At 38.2% G+C, this 19,678-nt stretch carries 16 protein-coding genes and 1 tRNA gene; 12 read left to right on the top strand and 5 right to left on the bottom strand.

Features of this window, described 5'->3' with window-relative positions; translation table 11 throughout:
* Window positions 1-41 precede the first annotated feature (41 nt).
* The 9 genes from DUT70_RS18610 (at window position 42) to DUT70_RS18570 (ending at window position 8,450) form a co-directional block, all read left to right on the top strand.
* A complete protein-coding gene (locus tag DUT70_RS18610; protein WP_128353397.1) occupies window positions 42-575 on the top strand; it encodes a hypothetical protein in 534 nt (177 codons plus the stop codon).
* Window positions 572-1,117: a hypothetical protein gene (locus tag DUT70_RS18605; RefSeq protein WP_113648880.1), complete on the top strand. Its 546-nt coding sequence runs from the start codon at window positions 572-574 to the stop codon at window positions 1,115-1,117. The genes DUT70_RS18610 and DUT70_RS18605 overlap by 4 nt, the downstream gene beginning before the upstream one ends.
* 119 nt (window positions 1,118-1,236) lie before the next feature.
* On the top strand, window positions 1,237-3,036 hold the full coding sequence (locus DUT70_RS18600; RefSeq protein ID WP_128353396.1) for an SEL1-like repeat protein: 1,800 nt from the start codon (window positions 1,237-1,239) through the stop codon (window positions 3,034-3,036).
* A gap of 11 nt (window positions 3,037-3,047) precedes the next feature.
* The gene (locus DUT70_RS18595) at window positions 3,048-3,821 is read left to right on the top strand and encodes a tetratricopeptide repeat protein (protein ID WP_113648878.1); all 774 of its coding nucleotides are present in this window, start codon (window positions 3,048-3,050) and stop codon (window positions 3,819-3,821) included.
* 125 nt (window positions 3,822-3,946) lie between these two features.
* Window positions 3,947-4,723, top strand: coding sequence for a LuxR C-terminal-related transcriptional regulator (locus DUT70_RS18590; RefSeq protein ID WP_205529838.1), 777 nt, complete (start codon window positions 3,947-3,949; stop codon window positions 4,721-4,723).
* Window positions 4,724-4,943: 220 nt separating this feature from the next.
* Window positions 4,944-5,669, top strand: a complete 726-nt coding sequence (locus DUT70_RS18585) for a neutral zinc metallopeptidase (protein ID WP_205529837.1) — start codon at window positions 4,944-4,946, stop codon at window positions 5,667-5,669.
* Between the two features lie 86 nt (window positions 5,670-5,755).
* Window positions 5,756-6,559 carry an N-acetylmuramoyl-L-alanine amidase gene (locus tag DUT70_RS18580; protein WP_113648877.1) on the top strand — a complete coding sequence of 268 codons (804 nt, stop codon included), beginning with the start codon at window positions 5,756-5,758 and terminating at the stop codon, window positions 6,557-6,559.
* Between the two features lie 207 nt (window positions 6,560-6,766).
* On the top strand, window positions 6,767-7,306 hold the full coding sequence (locus tag DUT70_RS18575; RefSeq protein ID WP_113648876.1) for a phage tail protein: 540 nt from the start codon (window positions 6,767-6,769) through the stop codon (window positions 7,304-7,306).
* Window positions 7,307-7,706: 400 nt separating this feature from the next.
* Window positions 7,707-8,450 carry a hypothetical protein gene (locus DUT70_RS18570; RefSeq protein WP_113648875.1) on the top strand — a complete coding sequence of 248 codons (744 nt, stop codon included), beginning with the start codon at window positions 7,707-7,709 and terminating at the stop codon, window positions 8,448-8,450.
* 33 nt (window positions 8,451-8,483) lie between these two features.
* Here DUT70_RS18570 and DUT70_RS18565 read toward each other — a convergent pair whose 3' ends face one another.
* The 3 genes from DUT70_RS18565 to DUT70_RS18555 all read right to left on the bottom strand — a co-directional run bounded on the left by DUT70_RS18565 (window position 8,484) and on the right by DUT70_RS18555 (window position 12,806).
* On the bottom strand, window positions 8,484-9,059 hold the full coding sequence (locus DUT70_RS18565; RefSeq protein WP_113648874.1) for a ribosomal eL19 family protein: 576 nt from the start codon (window positions 9,057-9,059) through the stop codon (window positions 8,484-8,486).
* Between the two features lie 340 nt (window positions 9,060-9,399).
* Window positions 9,400-11,838 (bottom strand): AsmA family protein, encoded by a 2,439-nt coding sequence (locus DUT70_RS18560; RefSeq protein ID WP_113648873.1) that lies wholly within the window; start codon window positions 11,836-11,838, stop codon window positions 9,400-9,402.
* A 482-nt stretch (window positions 11,839-12,320) separates the two neighbouring features.
* Window positions 12,321-12,806, bottom strand: coding sequence for an ABC transporter ATPase (locus DUT70_RS18555; protein WP_113648872.1), 486 nt, complete (start codon window positions 12,804-12,806; stop codon window positions 12,321-12,323).
* A 51-nt stretch (window positions 12,807-12,857) separates the two neighbouring features.
* On the opposite strand from DUT70_RS18555, the gene DUT70_RS18550 reads away from it, so the two are divergent.
* Window positions 12,858-13,340 (top strand): hypothetical protein, encoded by a 483-nt coding sequence (locus DUT70_RS18550; protein ID WP_113648871.1) that lies wholly within the window; start codon window positions 12,858-12,860, stop codon window positions 13,338-13,340.
* Window positions 13,341-13,656: 316 nt separating this feature from the next.
* Here DUT70_RS18550 and DUT70_RS18545 read toward each other — a convergent pair whose 3' ends face one another.
* The gene (locus tag DUT70_RS18545; protein WP_113648870.1) at window positions 13,657-14,445 is read right to left on the bottom strand and encodes a (Fe-S)-binding protein; all 789 of its coding nucleotides are present in this window, start codon (window positions 14,443-14,445) and stop codon (window positions 13,657-13,659) included.
* Window positions 14,446-14,579: 134 nt separating this feature from the next.
* Entirely contained in the window at window positions 14,580-15,875 is a 1,296-nt protein-coding gene (locus DUT70_RS18540; protein WP_113648869.1) for a 4Fe-4S dicluster domain-containing protein, read from the bottom strand.
* Between the two features lie 232 nt (window positions 15,876-16,107).
* On the opposite strand from DUT70_RS18540, the gene DUT70_RS18535 reads away from it, so the two are divergent.
* Together DUT70_RS18535 and DUT70_RS18530 are read left to right on the top strand one after the other, a co-directional pair.
* Window positions 16,108-16,180 (top strand) — tRNA-Phe (locus tag DUT70_RS18535).
* Between the two features lie 362 nt (window positions 16,181-16,542).
* The gene (locus DUT70_RS18530; protein ID WP_113648868.1) at window positions 16,543-19,674 is read left to right on the top strand and encodes a glycoside hydrolase family 2 TIM barrel-domain containing protein; all 3,132 of its coding nucleotides are present in this window, start codon (window positions 16,543-16,545) and stop codon (window positions 19,672-19,674) included.
* Window positions 19,675-19,678 lie beyond the last annotated feature (4 nt).

Raw genomic sequence — 19,678 nt, 5'->3', positions numbered from 1 at the left:
GGATGTAGTTTTGATATTGATATTGAACTAAATCTATGAAATTGAGGTATATATTAATCATTTTTTTTCAAGTAGCTATTGCTGCTTACGGACAGGACAATTCGTTTTCTTTTGTTGGTGCTTATAAAGATGAGGCTTCTTTATTTAAACTGGCAGACAGTATGAAAAGACCCTTGTTAATTTCCGAAAATAAAATATATGTTATTGGAAGTAGCTGTATAACAAGGCTATTCGACAGTAGTATTAGTAATAGAAACGGGGACGGAGATAGTAATGAAAGATATAGAGATGGCGATGCCGATGAGCGGAAAAGTGGCGGAGGTATTGCCGATAGAAATAGAAAAGGTAAAAACAATCATAGAGATGATGATGGTGATGTAAATGAACGTAATAAAGGGGCTAGCTCAGACAGTAGAAATGCAGCAGGCGCTATTGCAGAAGGTCCACGGTGTTCTTATACAAAAAGCGGTAAAATTCTACTTTACACTAGGCAAGACATTAACCCTAAAAAATCTAGAATTTATTATGCTAATAATTTTTATTCAAATAAGTATTTTAAAATTATAAAACTATGAAAACAACTTTTATCACAACTTTTAAACTATTATTTTTCTTTTTGTTTCTCTTTTCATGCGCAGGTATGATCAAAGTGCCCATTAATAAAAATAAAATAGCAAGTGATGTCAAAATTCTTTTTACAGAGAAGAATGTCGAGTTTAAACAAAATGATGCATTCAATTTGTCTGATCTTGGTTTAGAGGCTAATAGTGAAATAGGTGGAGGAAATTGGTTAAAACACTTCACAGATGTAAATTATACCCTAAAAGCTTTTAAGAAAAAGCAATTCATAAATTACGATATAACCATAAAATCACCTAAATATTCTAAGCCGTATTATGGCAAAATCGCTTTTTTTAATACAACCGAAAAGAATAGCGTAAGTGCAGTAGCTAGATATAGGGAAATTGCCATAGCCGATGAATATTTTGCAAATGCAACAAGGGGCAGAACTGCCATTATGTATGAATATGCAGAACAGAACTTTGGTGGATTTGCAGGGTCTATGGTGCTGAAAATGCCCACTTGGATTATCCTGATGAGTGATGAGCCATTTTAACCTGTAGTTCAGATTATTGTATTGAAACTTTAATCAGCAGCTATGCTACTTTCAAACATCATAAAATCTGCTAATTAGGTTGTTGGCTGTAATGTCTACAACCACTAAAACAAACGATGATGAAAAAGACATTACTACTTTCGGCAATTTTATTACAAACCATGTTGTTGTTTGGGCAAAAAAATGGAGAAGGAGCCACCAATTGGGGGCCTTGGAGTAAAGCAGCTCCATGCTTCCCAAATCTTTATTTCTCATTTAAATGTTTAGGATGGGTAAGTTCTGTAAATAAGTATGCCTACAACTTTAGATTGAAAAATAGAGGAACTAAAGTAATGCATTTTAGCCTCGACCTACGCTTTGCCAGTGGCGAAAATTATACCGCCGATGGCAGGTTCGATCTCTCTCCAGGACAAGAATACACCCATGTTTCCATGTATTACAATACCAAACCTATACCCAATGCTACCAATTTTATTCTCTCTTATGTTACTAAATATTTAGAAAATAATGGAAGAGACGACTGGACTGCGCCAAGTTATACTTGTGATGGCAATAGGCAGGTTTGTGATGCAAACTGCAACAGTAATAAGCCTAATGCTAACAACAGTCAAGCAAATACAAACAATAGTTCTTCCAACACCTCTTACGATCCTACTTTTGACAGAAACAATGCAAGTTTCCAAGATTATTACAAAAGGGCCACAGCAGCAGGACAAGCAGGCAATTATGATCAAGCGATATCATTATGGAATTCTGCCATTTCTGTAGCGGTAAACGATGCCCAACGAAACAATGCCAAGGCCTGGCTTGCCGAAGCACAAAAGGCCAAAGCGAGTAGTAGTACTTCAAATAATAACTATCAACAACAACAAATTGCACAGCAGCAAGCACAGCAACAGGCCTTATTAAAACAACAGCAAGCATTGCAAAAGCAGCAGCAATTGCAGCAAGGGATGACCCAACTTGCCGATGGTATTACTGGCCTAGTTGCCTCTATACAAGCTAACAAAGAAAAAAAGCGATTAGAGGAACAGCAAAAGGCCATTGCGGCAAAACAGAAAGCACTAGAGGAAGAAATGGCAAATTCAAAAGCGCTTGTCGATGCTGAAAATGGAGACTTTAGTGCGCAAAGAAAAGTGGCCGAGAAAGCTTTTGCTAATAGTGAGTATGATAAGGCTGAGAATTATTATGCCTTGGCCATACAAAACGGTGGAAGCGATAAAAATCAAAAAGCATCAATGCTAGATGATTACCTGAGTAGCTTGGCCTTACAGGGCAAAAGAAAAGAATACTTTTATATCATTAATGATTTAAAAAAGGAAAAAAACAGTTTTACCTATAGCCATAACTTATTGTTTGCACTATCACAGATCTTTTGCAGTGATTTCCCTAGCGAATCCATGGAATGCAATGATGATAATATCAGTGATGGAGTTAAAAAGTTAACAAAAATCACATGGGGAATTGCACCAACTGTAGTGAATTACCTTCAAGCAACTGGTTTGTATACCCAATATGGCATTTCGGCAGATAGCAAAACTGCTTTCGAAGCGCTAGAAAAAAAGGCAGAAACAAAATATCCTGAAAAAGCGGCGCTATATTATTTGGGTATGATTTACCTGAATGGAACCGCAAGCATAAAAGCAAATGACAGGAAAGCACTTAAATATTTTACCGATGCTATTAATTATGATACAAAAGACATTGGGAGAGCGCCCACATTTTCTACCAATAACGGACAGGGTTATTTTAATTATAGATTGTTGGCCTACGTGAAAATTGCCCAGATTTTATCTCGAAAAAGTGATAAAGACGATCTGGAAATGTCTAAACGAATGCTCAGAAGCTTTTATAAATGGTATAAGCCTATGATCCCGAATGCTGATTTGCCATATTTTAAGGAATTTGAAACCAAATAAATCATAAAACGATGAGAAGCAATATCCCTATCATCATAAAAACAGTGGCTTTCGTAGTTTCAATACTGTTTTTTTCGGCAAATATTTCCTTTGCCCAATCCGACGTGGAGTTAAAACAAGCGGTCGATCTTGCCAACCAAGGAACCGAAGAAGGTTATAAAAATGCTATTGTGCTCTACAAAAAGTATGAAACCAAACTTAATGCCAGTCAGTTCAATGACTTTGGCTACTGTTACTGGAGTTTAAAAGATTACAAAATTGCGCTACATTATTTCGAACTATCTGCTTCAATAGGTTTTGAAATGGGCATTTTTAATAGCGCCTATAATTATTTTTATGGCAACGGCACAGATAAGGACTTTGTAAAAGCCTATAACTACCTTAGTAAGCTGGGCCAGAATTTCAGCGAAATAAGTGAAGCTAACCATTTAATGGGGCACTGTATAGAATATGACGCCAAGGTACAGGGAATCAACGGCAAGCCCAATTACGGTTTGGCCTATAGCTATTTCTTAAAAGCTGCCGAAAAAGGGCACATGGAAGGCATTAAGCACGTTGCCGATTATAACAACAACAGCGGCAAGATTCCTACAAATTATGAGAAAGCTAAATATTGGAGTAAAAAAGCATGTGATGCAAATTTGCAAGAGTATTGCGAAGCTTTGGCTAAAATAAATTTGCTGCTGGCTAAAAATTCAGAAAATACACCACAAAATACAGCTAATGCTAAACCAAAAAGCACCGATTACTTATCGGTATTGGAAGCGATAAGAAAGAATTTGTAAATCACTAAGTTATAAGATAAAACTTCTTTCGTTTTTACTCTTAATTTGTGTATTAAGTATTTGTTTTTCAATTTGTTGTGTTTGTTTTGAATTGGTATATTGCTTGATGCGAAAACATCACTACCATGAATGCAAAAAACCAACAGGACTACCTTGCCGTCCAAAAAAATTGGCGAGCACTAGTCCATCAAACAAATGCGATAAAAACAATTGAACTGCCCTTATACCTTGAAACACACAAGCGACTGTTCAGTATCTTTCAACCCAACCCTTACTACCTGTTGCTTTTCGATCTTTATCAAGGACAGATGGCAGAAATAAGTCCAGAAATAACTGATATCCTAGGCTACCCGCTCGAAAAAGTGAATATGCAGTTATTCATGGATCATATGCATCCTGCAGATCAAGCTTATTTCCTCTCTTTCGAAAATCATGCTGCTCAGTTCTTTAGCCATATCCCTTTTGATAAAATAGATCATTATAAAGTGCAGTACGATTTGAGATTGAAAAAACGAGACGAAGAATATGCACGTATACTCATCCAGTATGTGCTTCTAAATGATGCAGATAACCTTTGTCACAGTTTCCATATCCATACCGATATTACCCATCTAAAGCCAGACGGCATACCCACTTTTTCCATTATCGGTATTGATGGTGAGCCTTCCTATTGCAACATTCAACAAGTACAGGTTTTTACAAAATCTAACGACCTTTTCACCAAAAGAGAATGGGATATACTCAAGTGCATTACCGAAGGCAAAAGCAGTAAACAAATTGCCGATCAACTTTTCATCAGCATCCATACCGTAAACTGCCACCGAAAAAACATATTGGCAAAGGCTAAGGTAAAAACACCAATGGAACTGTTAAACAAAACCATCAGAGAAGGTTGGATGTAGCTGTAAAATACCTAGTACTAGGTATTCTTTCTTGTTAGTGAGCTGTTTACATTTGGTGTATACGATCAAATAGAGAAACGCTTCTGTTCCCCCAATTATAATAGAGTAAGCTGATTTATTCAATAAAGAAGCATAGTACCTACAAGCATTCTAGCTCGTTCCCGAAGAATACTCGATTCGCCTTTGCAATAACTGAATATTAACAATAATTGATTTAAAAATGGAAAATAAACTACGTATGAGAAAAATGGACATATTTTTTGCCTGCATAGCTGTAGTGCTATTATTGGGATGTAAAAAGGAAAAGAATGTAGTGCAAGAAACTGGGGGCTATTGTTTTGCCTCTAATTTTGGAGGTTTGGGTCAATTATTTAAATCGTCAGGTAACCAACAGCTTGATTATTGGCACTACGGAGAGTACAACAATTTAGTCCAACGATTTGGAGTAATACCCGATATATATTTTTATGACGATGGCAATTCACCAAATGCATACTTTACGCCTCAAATTTCTAACAATCAATATCCAGATGGTCAAGTCGCAATAGGTCTTAATTGGATTAAAAAAGAATTTGCCAACTCGCCCACAAATAGTGGAGTTAGTATAGCCATAATTATGGCACACGAATTTGCGCATTGTGTTGATGCTAAATATAAAGTATATAACACGCATTCGTACCGAAACGAGCTATTTGCTGATTTTTTAGCTGGATGCTACTTACATCTGAAAAGTATGATAATTGGCGAACAGTATGTAAACGAGGTAGCGAATTCATTTTATGCTATAGGAGATTACGCTTTTAATGACCCAAGACATCATGGGACACCAGCACAAAGAGTAAGTTGTCTTATGGAAGGCTATAAATTTTCTAAAAGCAAAGTAGGGGTTGGTTACCAACTACCAGAAGCAATTTCAAATGCTAGAAATTATGTTGCAAGATTTTAGAGTTATAGAAAAACTGGCGTACTCAAATATACTATTAACACTTTGTATAATTATTCTTATTAGTTAACCAAATAAATAAAAGTACCATGAAAATCGAAACATTAGTAAAAAAAGCCCAAGCGTCCATGAACCAAAAAGGAGCTACGCTTACCGTAGATGGTAAATGGGGCCCAAAATCAGAAGCTGCCGCAGAAAATTTCGAGTTTAAGGTTGAAGCAATTCCAGACAATCTTATCATTCCAAAAGAAATTTCTAAAACAGAAGAATCACTTTCAGGCATTACCGAACCCATCTTTGTCACCGTTAAAGGCAGTAAATTTAAAGATCGAGGTAGTTACAAAACACCATCTGGAAAATTCAAGGGCTTAACCGTACACTACACAGTGAGCAACCGATCAGCTGCCACAGCCAAAAGTATGATCCAATATCTAGAAAGCCAAGGCTTCGGTTGTATGGTAATGGACGAAAATGGTGTCATTTACATCCCCGAAAATTTTGATGTATTTAAAACTTGGGGCTACCATTCAGGCGTAAGCGAGTGGAAAGGCATCACCAATGTATCAGACCATTTTGCGGGCATGGAAATTTGCTGCTGGGGCAAAGGTTCAAGTGTTGGGCCATTTCGCGACGTAACCACCGCACAAGGCTACATTGTAGCGGGCAAGTATCAACAATATACCGAAGCACAAGAAAAAGCCCTCATCAACTTCATTTTATGGGCCAAAACTAAAAACCCCGAATTTGATCTGGACTACGTGGCAGGGCATGATGAATTGAGAAAAGAAGCAGGAAAACTTGGTGACAAACAAGACCCAGGAGGCAGTTTAAGTACTACAATGCCATCATTCAGACAGCTGCTTAAAGCCAAAGCAACAGCTTTAGGAATTTAGAAAATTAACGAATGCAGACTTACGAAGTTTTCAAACGGCGAAGCCCTCAACCTCACCACTAAAAGCAATAAATCATTAAAGTTAAACTTCGTAAGTCTGATAGTTGTGTACAATTATGGACGACCGCAACTGAAATAACAAACAAGGTTCATACGGGAAAGCCGAAAACCGCATTTTGAAAGAGTAGGCAAAATAAATTTAAATATCATGGCAAAAGACAATCTACCAATTGGCACTATTATGCCCTATGCTGGTGAAACAGTATCATTAAATAATAATAATTGGAAAATTTGTGATGGGGATAGTGTTTACAAATCTCAATATCCAATTCTATGGGGTGTGTTGGGGAATAGATGGGGCAAACATGAAATTATAGGAACTGATGTCAAATTTTCACTACCTGATTTGAGAGGTGTTTTTCTACGTGGTGTTAATGCGGACAGAGTAGATGGTTTTAAAGATCCCGATGTTTCATTGAGAATAGCAGTAACTGATGACAAGAAAAATGAAACGGGAAGTTTTCAAACTTCGGATGTAGGACACCACCAACATTACATTAATCAAGGTTTAGAAGCAAATCATGACGACGGAAGGCATTATGACAATGTTGGACCTATAACTCATGATCCTGCTGCACCATACAAAAGCATTTCTGGTTTAGTTATTTCTACTGCCCAAAACCCTCACAATGAAACGAGACCTTCAAATGCTTATGTTCACTACATAATTAAAGTAAAAGACGAATAACTGCACACAACAAGGGTTTAGCGAAAGTGGGGCAACAGTACTAAATTGAATATTTGTGCTTCTTAAACCCCCACCTTCGCCAAGCCCCAAACCGTTACACCACCGTTCCATTTCGTCATCTCGACTGTAATGGAGAGATCTTTGGACTTTGCAATATATGCCTAAAATATATCTTAGCTGCTTTGCAGTCTCGGCTGTGCTCTAAATGATGAACAGAAATCAATAATACTTCAACCATAAGCTACCTCAATTTAAACCTGTAGCTTGTGCAATTATCCTAATCATAAAAATAACTACTACTAGTTATTTTTTCCGCTCCATAACCCATGTAAATTTATCTCGATAGTTAAAGGCGGTCAAACCTCAGCTACCGCTAATCTTTTACCTAAAAACAAAAAAAATGGCATCTAATTCTGACAAAGGACACGCCAAGAACGTGGCGAACTTTGAAAACCTAATCGAATTCTGTACTCGTTATGGTCAAGCTTACAATCCATCAAGAGAAGAACTTAAATTAACCAATCTACAAACACTATTGGCCGAAGCAAGAATAGAAATAAGCAATTGTAGTCAACAAAAAATCAGTAATGATAACGCCACAGATGCCCGTGCGCAAGTGTTTGCTGGACTTAAATCTTTGGGCACAAGAATTGTAAATGCGTTGGCTGCTTCTGGTGTAGATATTAATGTCATTGAAAATGCCAGATCGATCAATCGTAAATTGCAAGGAATTAGAGCAAGTCGGAAGAAAGCAAATGACAATACTTCTAAAGATGGAGATGTTGTACCTGCTAAAACCATTTCTAGCTCCCAACAAAGTGCAGATAATCAAATAGAACACTTTAGGACGCTCGTTAACTTAGTGGCTTCTCATCAACTGTTCCAACCAAATGAACCAGAACTAAAATTAACAGCTTTAGAAGCAACTCTTCAACGATTAACAGTAGCCAATTCGGCGGTCATAGGTACTTACAGCCTTTGGAGCACAGCAAGGTTAAAAAGAGATCATTTGCTGTATAATGATAACAATGGTTTGACTGTGATTGCACAGGCAGTTAAAACCTATGTTAAATCCATATTCGGTGCCACTTCTCCAGAATTTAGGCAAATTAGCAGCATAGAATTTAAAAAGGTTGAGTATTAATCGTTGTTGGTTTTCTTTTTAACTAAAAATTGGCTACTGCCATAGTGAAATAGCTAACTGCGTAGGTACCATTGGCACCTGCGTTGATAAAATAAGTAACTGCGCCGGTAAAATAGCTAACTGCATCGGTACCATTGGCACCTGCTTTGGTAAAATAAGTAACTGCACCGGTACAATAGCTAACTGCATCGGTACCATTGGCACCTGCGTTGGTAAAATAAGTAACTGCGCCGGTACAATAGCTAACTGCGCCGGTACCATTGGCACCTGCGTTGATAAAATAGGTAACTGCGCCGGTACAATAGCTAACTGCGTCGGTACCATTGGCACCCGCTTTGGTAAAATAGGTAACTGCGCCGGTACAATAGCTAACTGCGTCGGTACCATTGGCACCCGCTTTGGTAAAATAGGTAACTGCGCCGGTACAATAGCTAACTGCGTCGGTACCATTGGCACCTGCGTTGGTAAAATAGGTAACTGCGCCGGTATAATAGCTAACTGCGTCGGTACAATTAACACCTGCGGTGGTAATACGAGTAACTGCGTGCTAATATGAAAACAAAACAGACTTACGAAGTTTTTAAACGTCGAAGCCCTCAACTTTACCATTTAAAACAACAATTAATCGAAGTTAAACTTCGTAAGTCTGCTATTAGCATTACCGTTCCTCTCTGTCATCTCGACTGTAATGGAGAGATCTTTGGATCAATGCTTTCAATAGATAATTTCAACTTATGATTAGTGTTATCACCATCAGTTAACCTTCATAAATGTCATGAAATTGTGTTACCCTTCTACTTTAAAAGATTTCTCCACAAGGTCGAAATGACGAACCGACATTAACCCATGGTTGATGTAATCACCATATCACACGTCAGGCCTTTTAAGAAGGCTCATGAAGTTTCAAAAAACAACAATAAGTAAACTTCGTAAGTCTTCCACAAACCCACTACTTTTCCCTATCCTTTTTCTTATTCCATCTAATTTTAATTTCGCCACCCTCATCAACCGCTTTCAAATGCAGTACAATACCCTTCATGCGGGCAAGCTCACGCTCCTCCTTGTCCACAATATCAGCGCTCTTTTTAGGGTCCCTCAACGGAATATCCAACGCAATGTTAGTGCCGCTGTTGAAACCATAAACCCCTTTCACATCAAAATTAAGTGCGGTAGAGTTTACCTTCATAGGGCTAATATCTACTTTATCGCCACGCAAGGTAAGCGTACCGTTCAATTTCTCCAGTTGCACATTGGAGAGGTTTCGGCTCCTGAAAATAAATCTGCCAACATTTTCCAAAGGCTCAAAGCCTACTAGCGCCGCTTTATCCAAAGTAAAATTAACCTTGCCAAACATCGATTTAGGAACCATATTACCTTTAGCAGTTACCGTACCCGAAGCATTTACATTAGCAGAAAGAAAGCCTTTTAAATTTTTGTTGGTTACCGACTGCTGCCCAAAATTATCAAAAGCATAAAAAAACTCTTTTACGCTGACCTTTGCAATATTGGCATTAAACTTTACTTTGTTTACCGCACCCATTTGTTCTATCTTCCCGTTTACGTTCACCTGTCCGCCAGCATGCTGTATGCCAATTTTGTTGAAATAGATCCCATTGCCAATTAAAGAAATATCAGCATTAACCTGATTGGCCACAAACTTTTGGTACACCGCACGATTTACTTTCAGTTTAAGATGCATTTTCGACATCTCCAAGGCGGTACTTAATTGCTCCGAAGCCTCTTTAATCGCATTTTTAGCTGATGCTTTCCTTTTCTTCGCTTTGCGGGGCCCTAACAAAGGCATAAACTCGGTAAGGTACAAATGAGGACTACTTAAGTTGACATTGACCTCTATCTTTTCAGGATCCGTATAATAAAAATTGAGAAAATTTTCGATAGAACAATTCATGTTCAAAATACTGCGCCCCAATTGAAACCTACTATTGGTGATGTTTAAATCCTTTTGGTTGAAATTAAGATCAAGCGAACTATTTATCAACTTTAGGTTACGTGGCAAATACGTAATATCTGCATTTTTAATTTGTACCTTCCCATGTATTACAGGTTTGGTAAATAGGAAATTGTCAATATCTGCTTGGCAAAACAATCGCAAATCAGCAGTACCCTTTTCAAACTTAAAACTTTCTTCCTCAAAAGAGCTGTTCAACTTTTGTAGCTCAAACGATGAAGTCACTAAACCTTGCGCCAAAGGCTTTTCCAAATTAGAAACCGTAAAAGTATCTATCTTAATAGGAGCGTTGTAATAATTGGCCTTCAATTCATAAAAGCGGATAATAGAATTCGCATCGCCAATAGGTCTGTTAGTCGTATCTCGGTTAGAGAAAAAACCAATAAAAGAACAATCCGTTAAATCGCCTGAGGGAATAGAAACCTTATTATTCTTCACCGTCATCTTCACATTAATTAAGGGATCTTTATGTGATTTATCCCCATCATCAATAATACTTCCCGTAACATCTATCGGTTTTTCTATCCCAAACTTTAAAAGCTTCGAAGAAATATTGGGCGCCAACAAATTGGCAATATTAGGAAACAAGATGTTATCGGCCTTAATGGCAATAGAAAAAGCAGATTTGTTTTCGGCAATGTTAATATTAGCCCCAATATGGAAAATATCCTCACCAATTTTGAGCGGCTTCTGATCAATAATAATCACCTCGCCCTCATCATCATAGTGCGCACGCATATTTCCCGAAAGACTTTTGTTTTTCAAAAAACTGCCCTTTCTGGTATTAAAAGCAAAACTTCTTACTTGGGTTTTCAGCTTAAAGTCTCCATCCCAACGGTTAGCAGGATATTTGATTTTACCTTTAAGTTCATCCACAAAAAAGCTAAAAAGCTTAAAACGCTTTTGGTTGTCTATCACCAAATCAACCTTGTTTAAGTCGATGATTCGTATTTGCAAAGAACTAGAGCCATCATCATTCTCTGCTGCTTTTTTCTGATCCTTCGTACGAAACATACTCGTATTGCTGTACCCATTCGAGTCTGTATAAAGATAGATGTTGGCATTGTTGATGGCCACTTTGCGGATATTGATGGTACCAACCAGTAAAGACAGGGCATTAAGTGTCACATCGATATCCTTGGCTTTTAAAAGATCGTGCTTATGTACATGCCAAAGACTATCTTGCAATGAAACATTTTTTAGCGATACAGAAATACCTGGAAAACCTTTTAATAGCGTGGTTTCCATGTGCGACACCTGTACCTTTCCATTTACTTTAGTATTAACTTGGTCAAGTATTTTGGCAAGAATAGCTTTATTGTTTTTATTGATATAGTAGGCAGCACCCACCCAAATCAAAACGAGTAAGAGCAACAGGCCACCTATTACTTTCAGGGATATTTTGAGCCAACGCTTCATAAATAGTATTTGTTACAAGATAACAAATATTTATGGCAGTTGTTTTTTGATTAGTCGCTAGTGATTAGTGGTTAGGAGCTAGTAAGCAATTAGCACAGGCACTACTCCTCTGTCATTTCGGCTGTAGTGGAGACCGCGAAGTAGCTACGAAGTAAATCTCTAAAAATAACATAATCTAGTTATATATGCTTTAAAAGTAGGTAGTTAGAGAGGTTTTTATTAAAATTACCCTCTCTGCCTGTGGGCATCTCTCCCTAAAAGGGAGAGAGAAGGGGTTGGGAAGGTTTGTACAAACTTTGAATTTTTGCAGTAATGATGATTAAGCACTGCCAATCCTCTCTTCTTTTCAAGGAGAGAGTTAGAGAGAGGTTTGGAACTGTTTAATGGCTTTTAAGATTTAAAGATCTCTCCGCTGCGGCCGAGATGACGAAATCGCAATGTCTCTGCTCATATTCTACTAGCTCCTAACCCCTAGTTCCTAACTAACCATTCAACTGCTCCGCAAAAATATTTTTGTGCCAACTATCTTGCAAAGGCACTTCCCATTTCTGCTCAAAATCTTCCAAGGTTTGCACCAAGTTATTAAACACAATCGTCTCCAAACCAATCTTTTTAATGCTAATTAAGGTTTCAAAATCCTCTTTGGTCGCCACATGAACATCGTCGCCTATCTTATAGGCCATATTAAAACGGTCGAAAAGATCTAGCCCAAACTTGCTTTCAATCTCTTTAATTACCCGCACCGAAGAATCAATAGAACAACCCGTAGCATTGGCTACCTCCTGATCCACCGTAAGTACAATAAAATAATGGTGAAATACTTCGGCCCTTGCCTTTAGCTGATGACCGTGTGCTGTCCATTGCTCAACAAAATCATTTAAAATATTTTGTATTTCCGCTGTTTCCTGATCGGTAAATCTTCGGTTGCTTTGGTAGATCCAAACTTTAGATTGTGGAGAAAAAATCATAACTCAAAAATATCAAAATAATTAACTTACCTACTTTAAAACGGAACTCTCATGCAAAAGTTTACATTGGACTTAAAAAAGTCCGTTTTCTTTTTGTTTGGCCTCGCTTTTTTGTTGTTCTCTGGCTTTTCGGCTGCAGAGGATACCCGTGCGTATATCCACCAGTGGTTAAATAAATATTATAATAAAGATGGACAACCAGAAGCGCTAAAACGCTATGAATTGAACGTTACTAACACTGGTTTTTGCAGATATAGGAAGGTTTATGTAAGTGGCAAGGAAGAGTTTTTTGCCTTTAACCTATCCAGGTTCAAATCTATGGATTACTATGGCAACACCACTAGCGGCGAGCTTTGGTTGCGCACCAAAAATGATGACGTAATTGTGCAGACACGCAATGATAGGCAAGGGGCAGTCGACTCCATGTCTACCTATTTGATTATTCCCATAAAAAATATTGACGAAGAGCAACTGAACGAACTAGCGAGTAGGTTAAGGCAGTTGGTTCAAAAAGACTTAGTGGCGAATAAGTAGCATTGAATGTTGTGAGTTGCGTTATTGGTAATCGTAAAACTCCGTAAGTCTGAAAACCTGGGTTTGATTTATGCTGCTAGTTTATAATTGTTAAACTGTTTTGATGTATGCTGACCCTGAAATAAATTTACTGCGTAGCTTTCCGTCTTGCTACAGGTCATGGTGACGCTAAATCAACGCTCCGTCATACTGAATTTATTTCAGTATCAGAGTTTTACAGATTGCCAATAAATAACAATTGAATTTAGGTCGTGAGTCTTATAAAGCTGGTTAAAATATTAAAGATCTTTTTTCAAGAGTTCTAGAAAAAAACAGTCTACAATCCGTTAGCTCTAGCCGTAATCTCGGCAATATCCAATACCTTTACCTCTTGCTCTTTGTCTTTCAATTTCACACCATCGTTCAACATGGTCATACAAAAAGGGCAGCCAGCGGCAATAAATTGTGGTTCGGTAGCTAAAGCTTCCTCAATACGCTCAATGTTCACATCTTTATTTCCCTTTTCAGGTTCCTTAAACATTTGAGCACCGCCAGCACCACAACAAAGACCATTGGCCTTGCAGCGTTTCATTTCTACCAATTGGGCATCCAAAACCTCTAGCGCTTTTCGTGGAGCCTCGTAAACACCGTTTCCACGCCCTAAATAGCAGGGGTCATGATAAGTTATTTTCTTTCCTTTGAAACTTTCGCCACCTTCGGCCTTCAACTTACCTTCGTTAATAAGGTCTTGTATCAGTTGCGAGTGGTGAATCACTTCATAAGTGCCGCCCAACCCTGGATATTCGTTTTTAATGGTGTTAAAACAATGTGGACAGCCAGTTACAATTTTTTTAATGTTATAAGCATTAAGCACCTCAATATTGGTCATGGCCTGCATTTGGAACAAAAACTCGTTTCCAGCCCTTTTAGCAGGATCGCCAGTACAACTTTCTTCGGTTCCTAAAACTGCATATTTTAGTCCAACATGATGTAGGATTTTACAGATATCGCGGGTAATTTTCTGTGCCCTTTCGTCGTAACTGCCAGCACATCCTACCCAAAACAATATTTCTGGTTCTTCTCCTGCAGCCATTAACTCGGCCATGGTTGGTACTTTGAATTCCATTTTTTTAGTATTTCGTAGTTAGTAATTAGTATTTAGACAACCGTCGACTTACCATTTACCATACTTAGTCTTCATTTAATTTAAGTCTTTTCGGACTTCTTCGTCCTTAATCCTAGTTCCTAGTTCCTTGCTCCTTAATCCCCTTCGGCCCAATTAAACCTGTCGGCAGGTGAGTATTTCCAAGGAGCGCCATTGTTTTCTACGTTGCCCAACATGGCATTAATACTTGCTGGTGCAACAGACTCTTCCATCACGGCATAACGTCTTAATTCTACAATAATGCCTAGCGGGTCAATATTTACTGGACAAGCTTCTGTACAGGCATTACAGCTGGTGCAGGCCCAAATTTCTTCTCTGGAAATATAATCATCCAACAATGATTTGCCATCTTGATGATCTGCCCCATGTTTGTCGATGTTTTTACCTACTTCCTCCATGCGGTCGCGGGTGTCCATCATAATTTTACGTGGCGAAAGCAGTTTGCCAGTCATATTTGCTGGACATACCGAAGTGCATCGACCACACTCGGTACAAGTATAAGCGTTGAGTAAATTTACCCAAGTAAGATCTTGAATGTCTTTAGCACCAAATTTTCCTGGAGCAGTTTCGGCAGGCACAAACGAAGGATCAAGCATCGCCTTCACCTCGTTAGTAACACTATCCATATTGGTAAATTCCCCCTTCGGATTCAAGTTTGAAAAATAGGTGTTTGGGAAGGCCAACATGATGTGGAAGTGTTTTGAGTAGGGTAGGTAGTTTAAAAAACCGAAAATACCTACAATATGGAACCACCAGCAAAAACGTTCAATAAAAATTAAAGTGTTGATGTTGTTAGGTAACAAGCCTAGCAACCACGTACTTACTGGAAAAGCACCTGCTTGTTGGTAATGCGCTACACCTAAAGCCTGTAGTTTGGCATCGGCAGCGTTCATCAGCAAAAAAGCGGACATCAATAAAATCTCGGTAATTAAAATATAATTAGCATCTGATTTTGGCCAGCTTTTCATTTCTACGCCCGAAAAGCGCTTTAGCTTCACCACATTTCTTCGGATAAGAAAAATGGCACAAGCCAACCAAACGCCAGCAGCCAAAAGTTCAAAACTTCCAATTAAAAAGTTATAAAGGCCGCCCAAGCCCGCAAATACGCGGTGGGTGCCAAATATACCGTCAATTACGATTTCTAAAACTTCAAGGTTGATGATGACAAAACCCAAGTATACCACCAAGTGCAAAAGAAATGGTACAGGTCTAACAGCCATTTTGGTTTGACCAAAGGCTACTTTTAACATGGTCATTAAACGTTCTTGAGGTTTATCACTGCGGTTTGCAGCCTTGCCTAGTTTAATGTTCCTGATCACCTTGCGAGCATTAAATGCAAAAAGAGCAGTGCCCGCAACAACCAATAAGACGAATATTATTTGTACAACCATAGTTTAATAGGGTAATGGTACAACGAAGTTAAAAGATTTCGATTTAAAACATATTATTATGCATGCATAATTTTTTAAATTTAGAATGGTTATGAATTATGAGGATCTTTAATTAGAAATTAATTGGTTGGTTTTTAGATGAAAAGGCTGTTTGAATAAAATTAATTAATATTTTTTTACGAAATAATTTTGCCTTTCAAAAAAAGAAACTACATTTGCATTCCCAAACGGAGGTGCCTTAGCTCAGTTGGTAGAGCAAAGGACTGAAAATCCTTGTGTCGCTGGTTCGATCCCAGCAGGCACCACTTCCCAAACCCCGCAAATGCGGGGTTTTTGTTTTTTATAGCATTTCCATTAAACCGTACCCATCTGTCATGTTCATTTTTTGTAGCGGTAATCTATTGAAAATAGGTCTTCTTCCTTTTTGTGATAATTAAGCTGTTGTCGCTTAACTTTCTTTTTGCCGCTGAATTTACAATGTCTTCACTTTTACTACTGGGCGCAAATAGCTTTTTTCGTGTTTTTTTTGCTTTGAATTGATAGTATTGCTTTCGGCTTGCCAATCAATGTTTTAATGTCATTGTTCAACAATTTTGATAGGGATTACCAAATTCAAATAATAAATGTATTTTTAACGTTTATTAATCAGGTATAAACATTTTGTTAAATGAAAAGAACGATATCACTAGTATTGGCTTGTTTAAGTCTTACTAATGCTTATTCTCAATCAAAGCCAGACTGGGAAAATCCCGAAGTATTCGCTATTAATAAAGAGAAAACGCGATCAAGCTTGTTGCCTTACGCCTCAGAAGCATTGGCTATCAAAAATGAATACAAAAGCTCTCCATATTATCAATCTCTAAATGGTAAATGGCAATTTCATTGGTTCGGTAAAATAGCTGATGTTCCCGATGAGTTTTTCAAAGAGGAATTTAATGCAAGTTCATGGACTACCATGCCAGTGCCAGGAAATTGGGAATTTAATGGCTTTGGTATTCCCATATATGTGAATACTGGTTTCGGATTTTCTTCCAGTCCGCCATTTATTAATAGAGAAGATTCGCCTACAGGTGCTTACCGTAAACAGTTTAATATTCCTGAAAATTGGAATGGTAGAAAAGTATTCCTGCATTTTGAAGGCGGTACAAATTCGATGTACGTTTGGATCAATGGAAAGAAAGTAGGTTATACCGAAAATTCTAAAAGCCCAGCAGAATTTGACATCACTCCTTATCTTAAAAAGGGAAGTAATCTGTTGGCCTGTGAAGTACATAAATTTAGTGATGGCAGTTATCTGGAAGATCAGGATATGTGGAGATTAGGTGGTATCAATCGCAGTGTATATTTATATGCTACGGACCAGACCCGCATCCTCGATTTTTTTGCGCACCCAGACTTAGATGCTCAGTACAAAAATGGTTTATTTAGTAGCTCGGTAAAAATCCAAAATTATGGTAATGCAGCTACTGCTCAAATGGTAGAAGTAAGCATTTTGGATAAGCAGGGGAAAAAAGTTTTTAGTCAACAAAAGCCAATCAATTTAGCTGCTCAAGCCGTTGATTCATTAGTATTTGAAGGTACGGTTAAAACCCCACTAAAATGGACTGCCGAAACACCTAACCTTTATACGATGTTGGTGACTTTAAAGGATGGCCAAAAGAAAGTAATAGAAAGCACTTCGCATCGTATAGGTTTCCGAAAAGTAGAAATTAAAGATGGGCAAGTACTCATTAATGGCAAGCGTGTGCTGTTTAAGGGGGTAAACTTGCATGAATTTAATACGCAAACGGGCCAAGTGGTCGATTCTGTGGTTATGCTTCGTAATATCCAGTTGTTCAAGGAACTGAATATAAATGCTGTGCGGACCTCTCACTATCCACAACAGCCCTTATGGTATAGGTTATGCGACGAGTACGGGATTTATCTGGTAGATGAAGCCAATCTTGAATCGCACGGATTGGGCTACGGACCAAACAACGTTTCTAACTTTCCTGAGTGGAAAGCGGCGCACATGGATAGAATTATGAGGTTGATTGAAAGAGACAAAAATCATGCTTCGGTGATATTTTGGTCTTTAGGTAATGAAGCCAGTAACGGAAAAGCTTTTTTTGACATGTACGATTGGGCAAAAGCGAGAGATAAAAGCAGGCCAGTACAATATGAGCAAGCCTATCAGCGAGATAGAAATACCGACATTATTTGTCACATGTATCCTTCTTGGGGTAGCATGGTACGCGATGCTGCCAAAGATTTAGGCAAGCCTTATATCATGTGTGAGTATGCTCATGCAATGGGGAACAGTATGGGCAATTTCCAAGACTATTGGGATTTGATGCGCACCAGTAAAAATATGCAAGGTGGCTTCATTTGGGAGTGGTACAATCACGGGTTTAAAACCAAGGATGAGCAAGGTCGTGAATATTGGGCCTACGGTGGTGACTTAAATGGGTTTAATAAGCCAAATGATGGTAATTTCTGTATGGACGGTATTGTTACTCCAGATCAGCAGTATATGCCACACACCCATATTGTTAAAAAGGTTTATCAAAATATATTATTTGAAGCCAAAGACCTTGCCAATGGTGTGGTTACCGTGATCAATGATTTTAAGTTTACCCCAATTAGCACCCAAGAATATGGTTTTAAATGGGTGTTGTTAAAAAATGGGACTAACGTTGCTGAGGGTAATTTTGAGGTCGCTATTGCCGCCGACTCAAGAAAAGAGGTAACCTTGAAACTTCCTAAGCTAGCTTTTGAGGCAGGAGTAGAATACTACTTGCAGGTTTATGCCCATAGAAGAACGGCCACTAAATTTCTTCCTGTAGGATTTGAAGTTGCCAAAGGAGAATTTGCATTTACAAACAATAATTATTTTGCTGAGGTAGCCAAAAATGCTAATCAGACAAAAATTGAGAAAAAAGAAACGCAGCAAAAATACAGTTTCACAGCAAATGGCATCACTTACGAGTTTGGAAAAGATAATAGAGCTTTGACAGACATTAAAGGTGCTTCTAAACAATTAATTGCAAAAATGCCAAAACTAAATTTTTGGAGAGCACCTACTGATAACGACTTTGGTTCGCAGGCGCAGTACAATTTAAGAGTTTGGGAAACGGCTTCGATATCGCAAAAAGTTAGCTTTAAAAGTATTGATGAAAAAGCGGATGCGATTACGCTAAATTATGAATTTCAACCGCAGGGAGTAGCGGCAAAGGTAGAAGTGGCCTACACCATTAATAGTGATGGTTCATTGACGGTAAACACCCACTACAAAGCATTAACTGATGACTTGCCTGAAATGATGCGCTTGGGTATGAATATGGAGTTGCCTAAAGAGTATAATAATTTTACTTGGTACGGTCGTGGACCTTGGGAAAACTATGTAGATCGCCACCAAGATGCCTTTATCTCGGTATGGAGTGGAAAGGTAGGAGAACAAGTTTTTCCATATTACAGGCCACAAGAAGCGGGTAATAAAACAGATGTACGCTGGTTTACCCTTACTGATAGTGAAGGCAATGGCCTGCAAATTAAAGGTGCACAGCCTTTATCGGTAAGTGCCACTAACTATAGAATTGAAGACTGGGATCCAGGAACTACCAAGAAACAACAACACCCCTCAGACATCATTCCATCAGATAGGGTCATCTTAAACGTGGACTTGTTTCAAAGGGGAGTAGGAGGATTGGATTCGTGGGGCTCTAAACCGTTGGATAAATATCTTTTCCGTGGTAAAGAGTATCAATATTCCTACACGATGAGCGTAATCCGCAAAGGATCAAATCAAAATTCTAAATAAATAT

Source organism: Pedobacter chitinilyticus, from assembly GCF_003313385.1.
Classification (GTDB): Bacteria; Bacteroidota; Bacteroidia; order Sphingobacteriales; family Sphingobacteriaceae; genus Pedobacter; species Pedobacter chitinilyticus.
The sequence above is the reverse complement of the archived record's forward strand: the minus strand, read 5'-3'. Positions and strand labels throughout refer to the sequence as shown.

What these genes read in the sequence shown, in the direction of transcription:
- DUT70_RS18605 (WP_113648880.1), top strand. Translation starts at nt 572, where the DNA reads ATGAAAACAACTTTTATCACAACTTTTAAACTATTATTTTTCTTTTTG.
- DUT70_RS18600 (WP_128353396.1), top strand. Translation starts at nt 1,237, where the DNA reads ATGAAAAAGACATTACTACTTTCGGCAATTTTATTACAAACCATGTTG.
- DUT70_RS18595 (WP_113648878.1), top strand. Translation starts at nt 3,048, where the DNA reads ATGAGAAGCAATATCCCTATCATCATAAAAACAGTGGCTTTCGTAGTT.
- DUT70_RS18590 (WP_205529838.1), top strand. Translation starts at nt 3,947, where the DNA reads ATGAATGCAAAAAACCAACAGGACTACCTTGCCGTCCAAAAAAATTGG.
- DUT70_RS18585 (WP_205529837.1), top strand. Translation starts at nt 4,944, where the DNA reads ATGGAAAATAAACTACGTATGAGAAAAATGGACATATTTTTTGCCTGC.
- DUT70_RS18580 (WP_113648877.1), top strand. Translation starts at nt 5,756, where the DNA reads ATGAAAATCGAAACATTAGTAAAAAAAGCCCAAGCGTCCATGAACCAA.
- DUT70_RS18575 (WP_113648876.1), top strand. Translation starts at nt 6,767, where the DNA reads ATGGCAAAAGACAATCTACCAATTGGCACTATTATGCCCTATGCTGGT.
- DUT70_RS18570 (WP_113648875.1), top strand. Translation starts at nt 7,707, where the DNA reads ATGGCATCTAATTCTGACAAAGGACACGCCAAGAACGTGGCGAACTTT.
- DUT70_RS18565 (WP_113648874.1), bottom strand. Translation starts at nt 9,059, where the DNA reads ATGGTAAAGTTGAGGGCTTCGACGTTTAAAAACTTCGTAAGTCTGTTT.
- DUT70_RS18560 (WP_113648873.1), bottom strand. Translation starts at nt 11,838, where the DNA reads ATGAAGCGTTGGCTCAAAATATCCCTGAAAGTAATAGGTGGCCTGTTG.
- DUT70_RS18555 (WP_113648872.1), bottom strand. Translation starts at nt 12,806, where the DNA reads ATGATTTTTTCTCCACAATCTAAAGTTTGGATCTACCAAAGCAACCGA.
- DUT70_RS18550 (WP_113648871.1), top strand. Translation starts at nt 12,858, where the DNA reads ATGCAAAAGTTTACATTGGACTTAAAAAAGTCCGTTTTCTTTTTGTTT.
- DUT70_RS18545 (WP_113648870.1), bottom strand. Translation starts at nt 14,445, where the DNA reads ATGGAATTCAAAGTACCAACCATGGCCGAGTTAATGGCTGCAGGAGAA.
- DUT70_RS18540 (WP_113648869.1), bottom strand. Translation starts at nt 15,875, where the DNA reads ATGGTTGTACAAATAATATTCGTCTTATTGGTTGTTGCGGGCACTGCT.
- DUT70_RS18530 (WP_113648868.1), top strand. Translation starts at nt 16,543, where the DNA reads ATGAAAAGAACGATATCACTAGTATTGGCTTGTTTAAGTCTTACTAAT.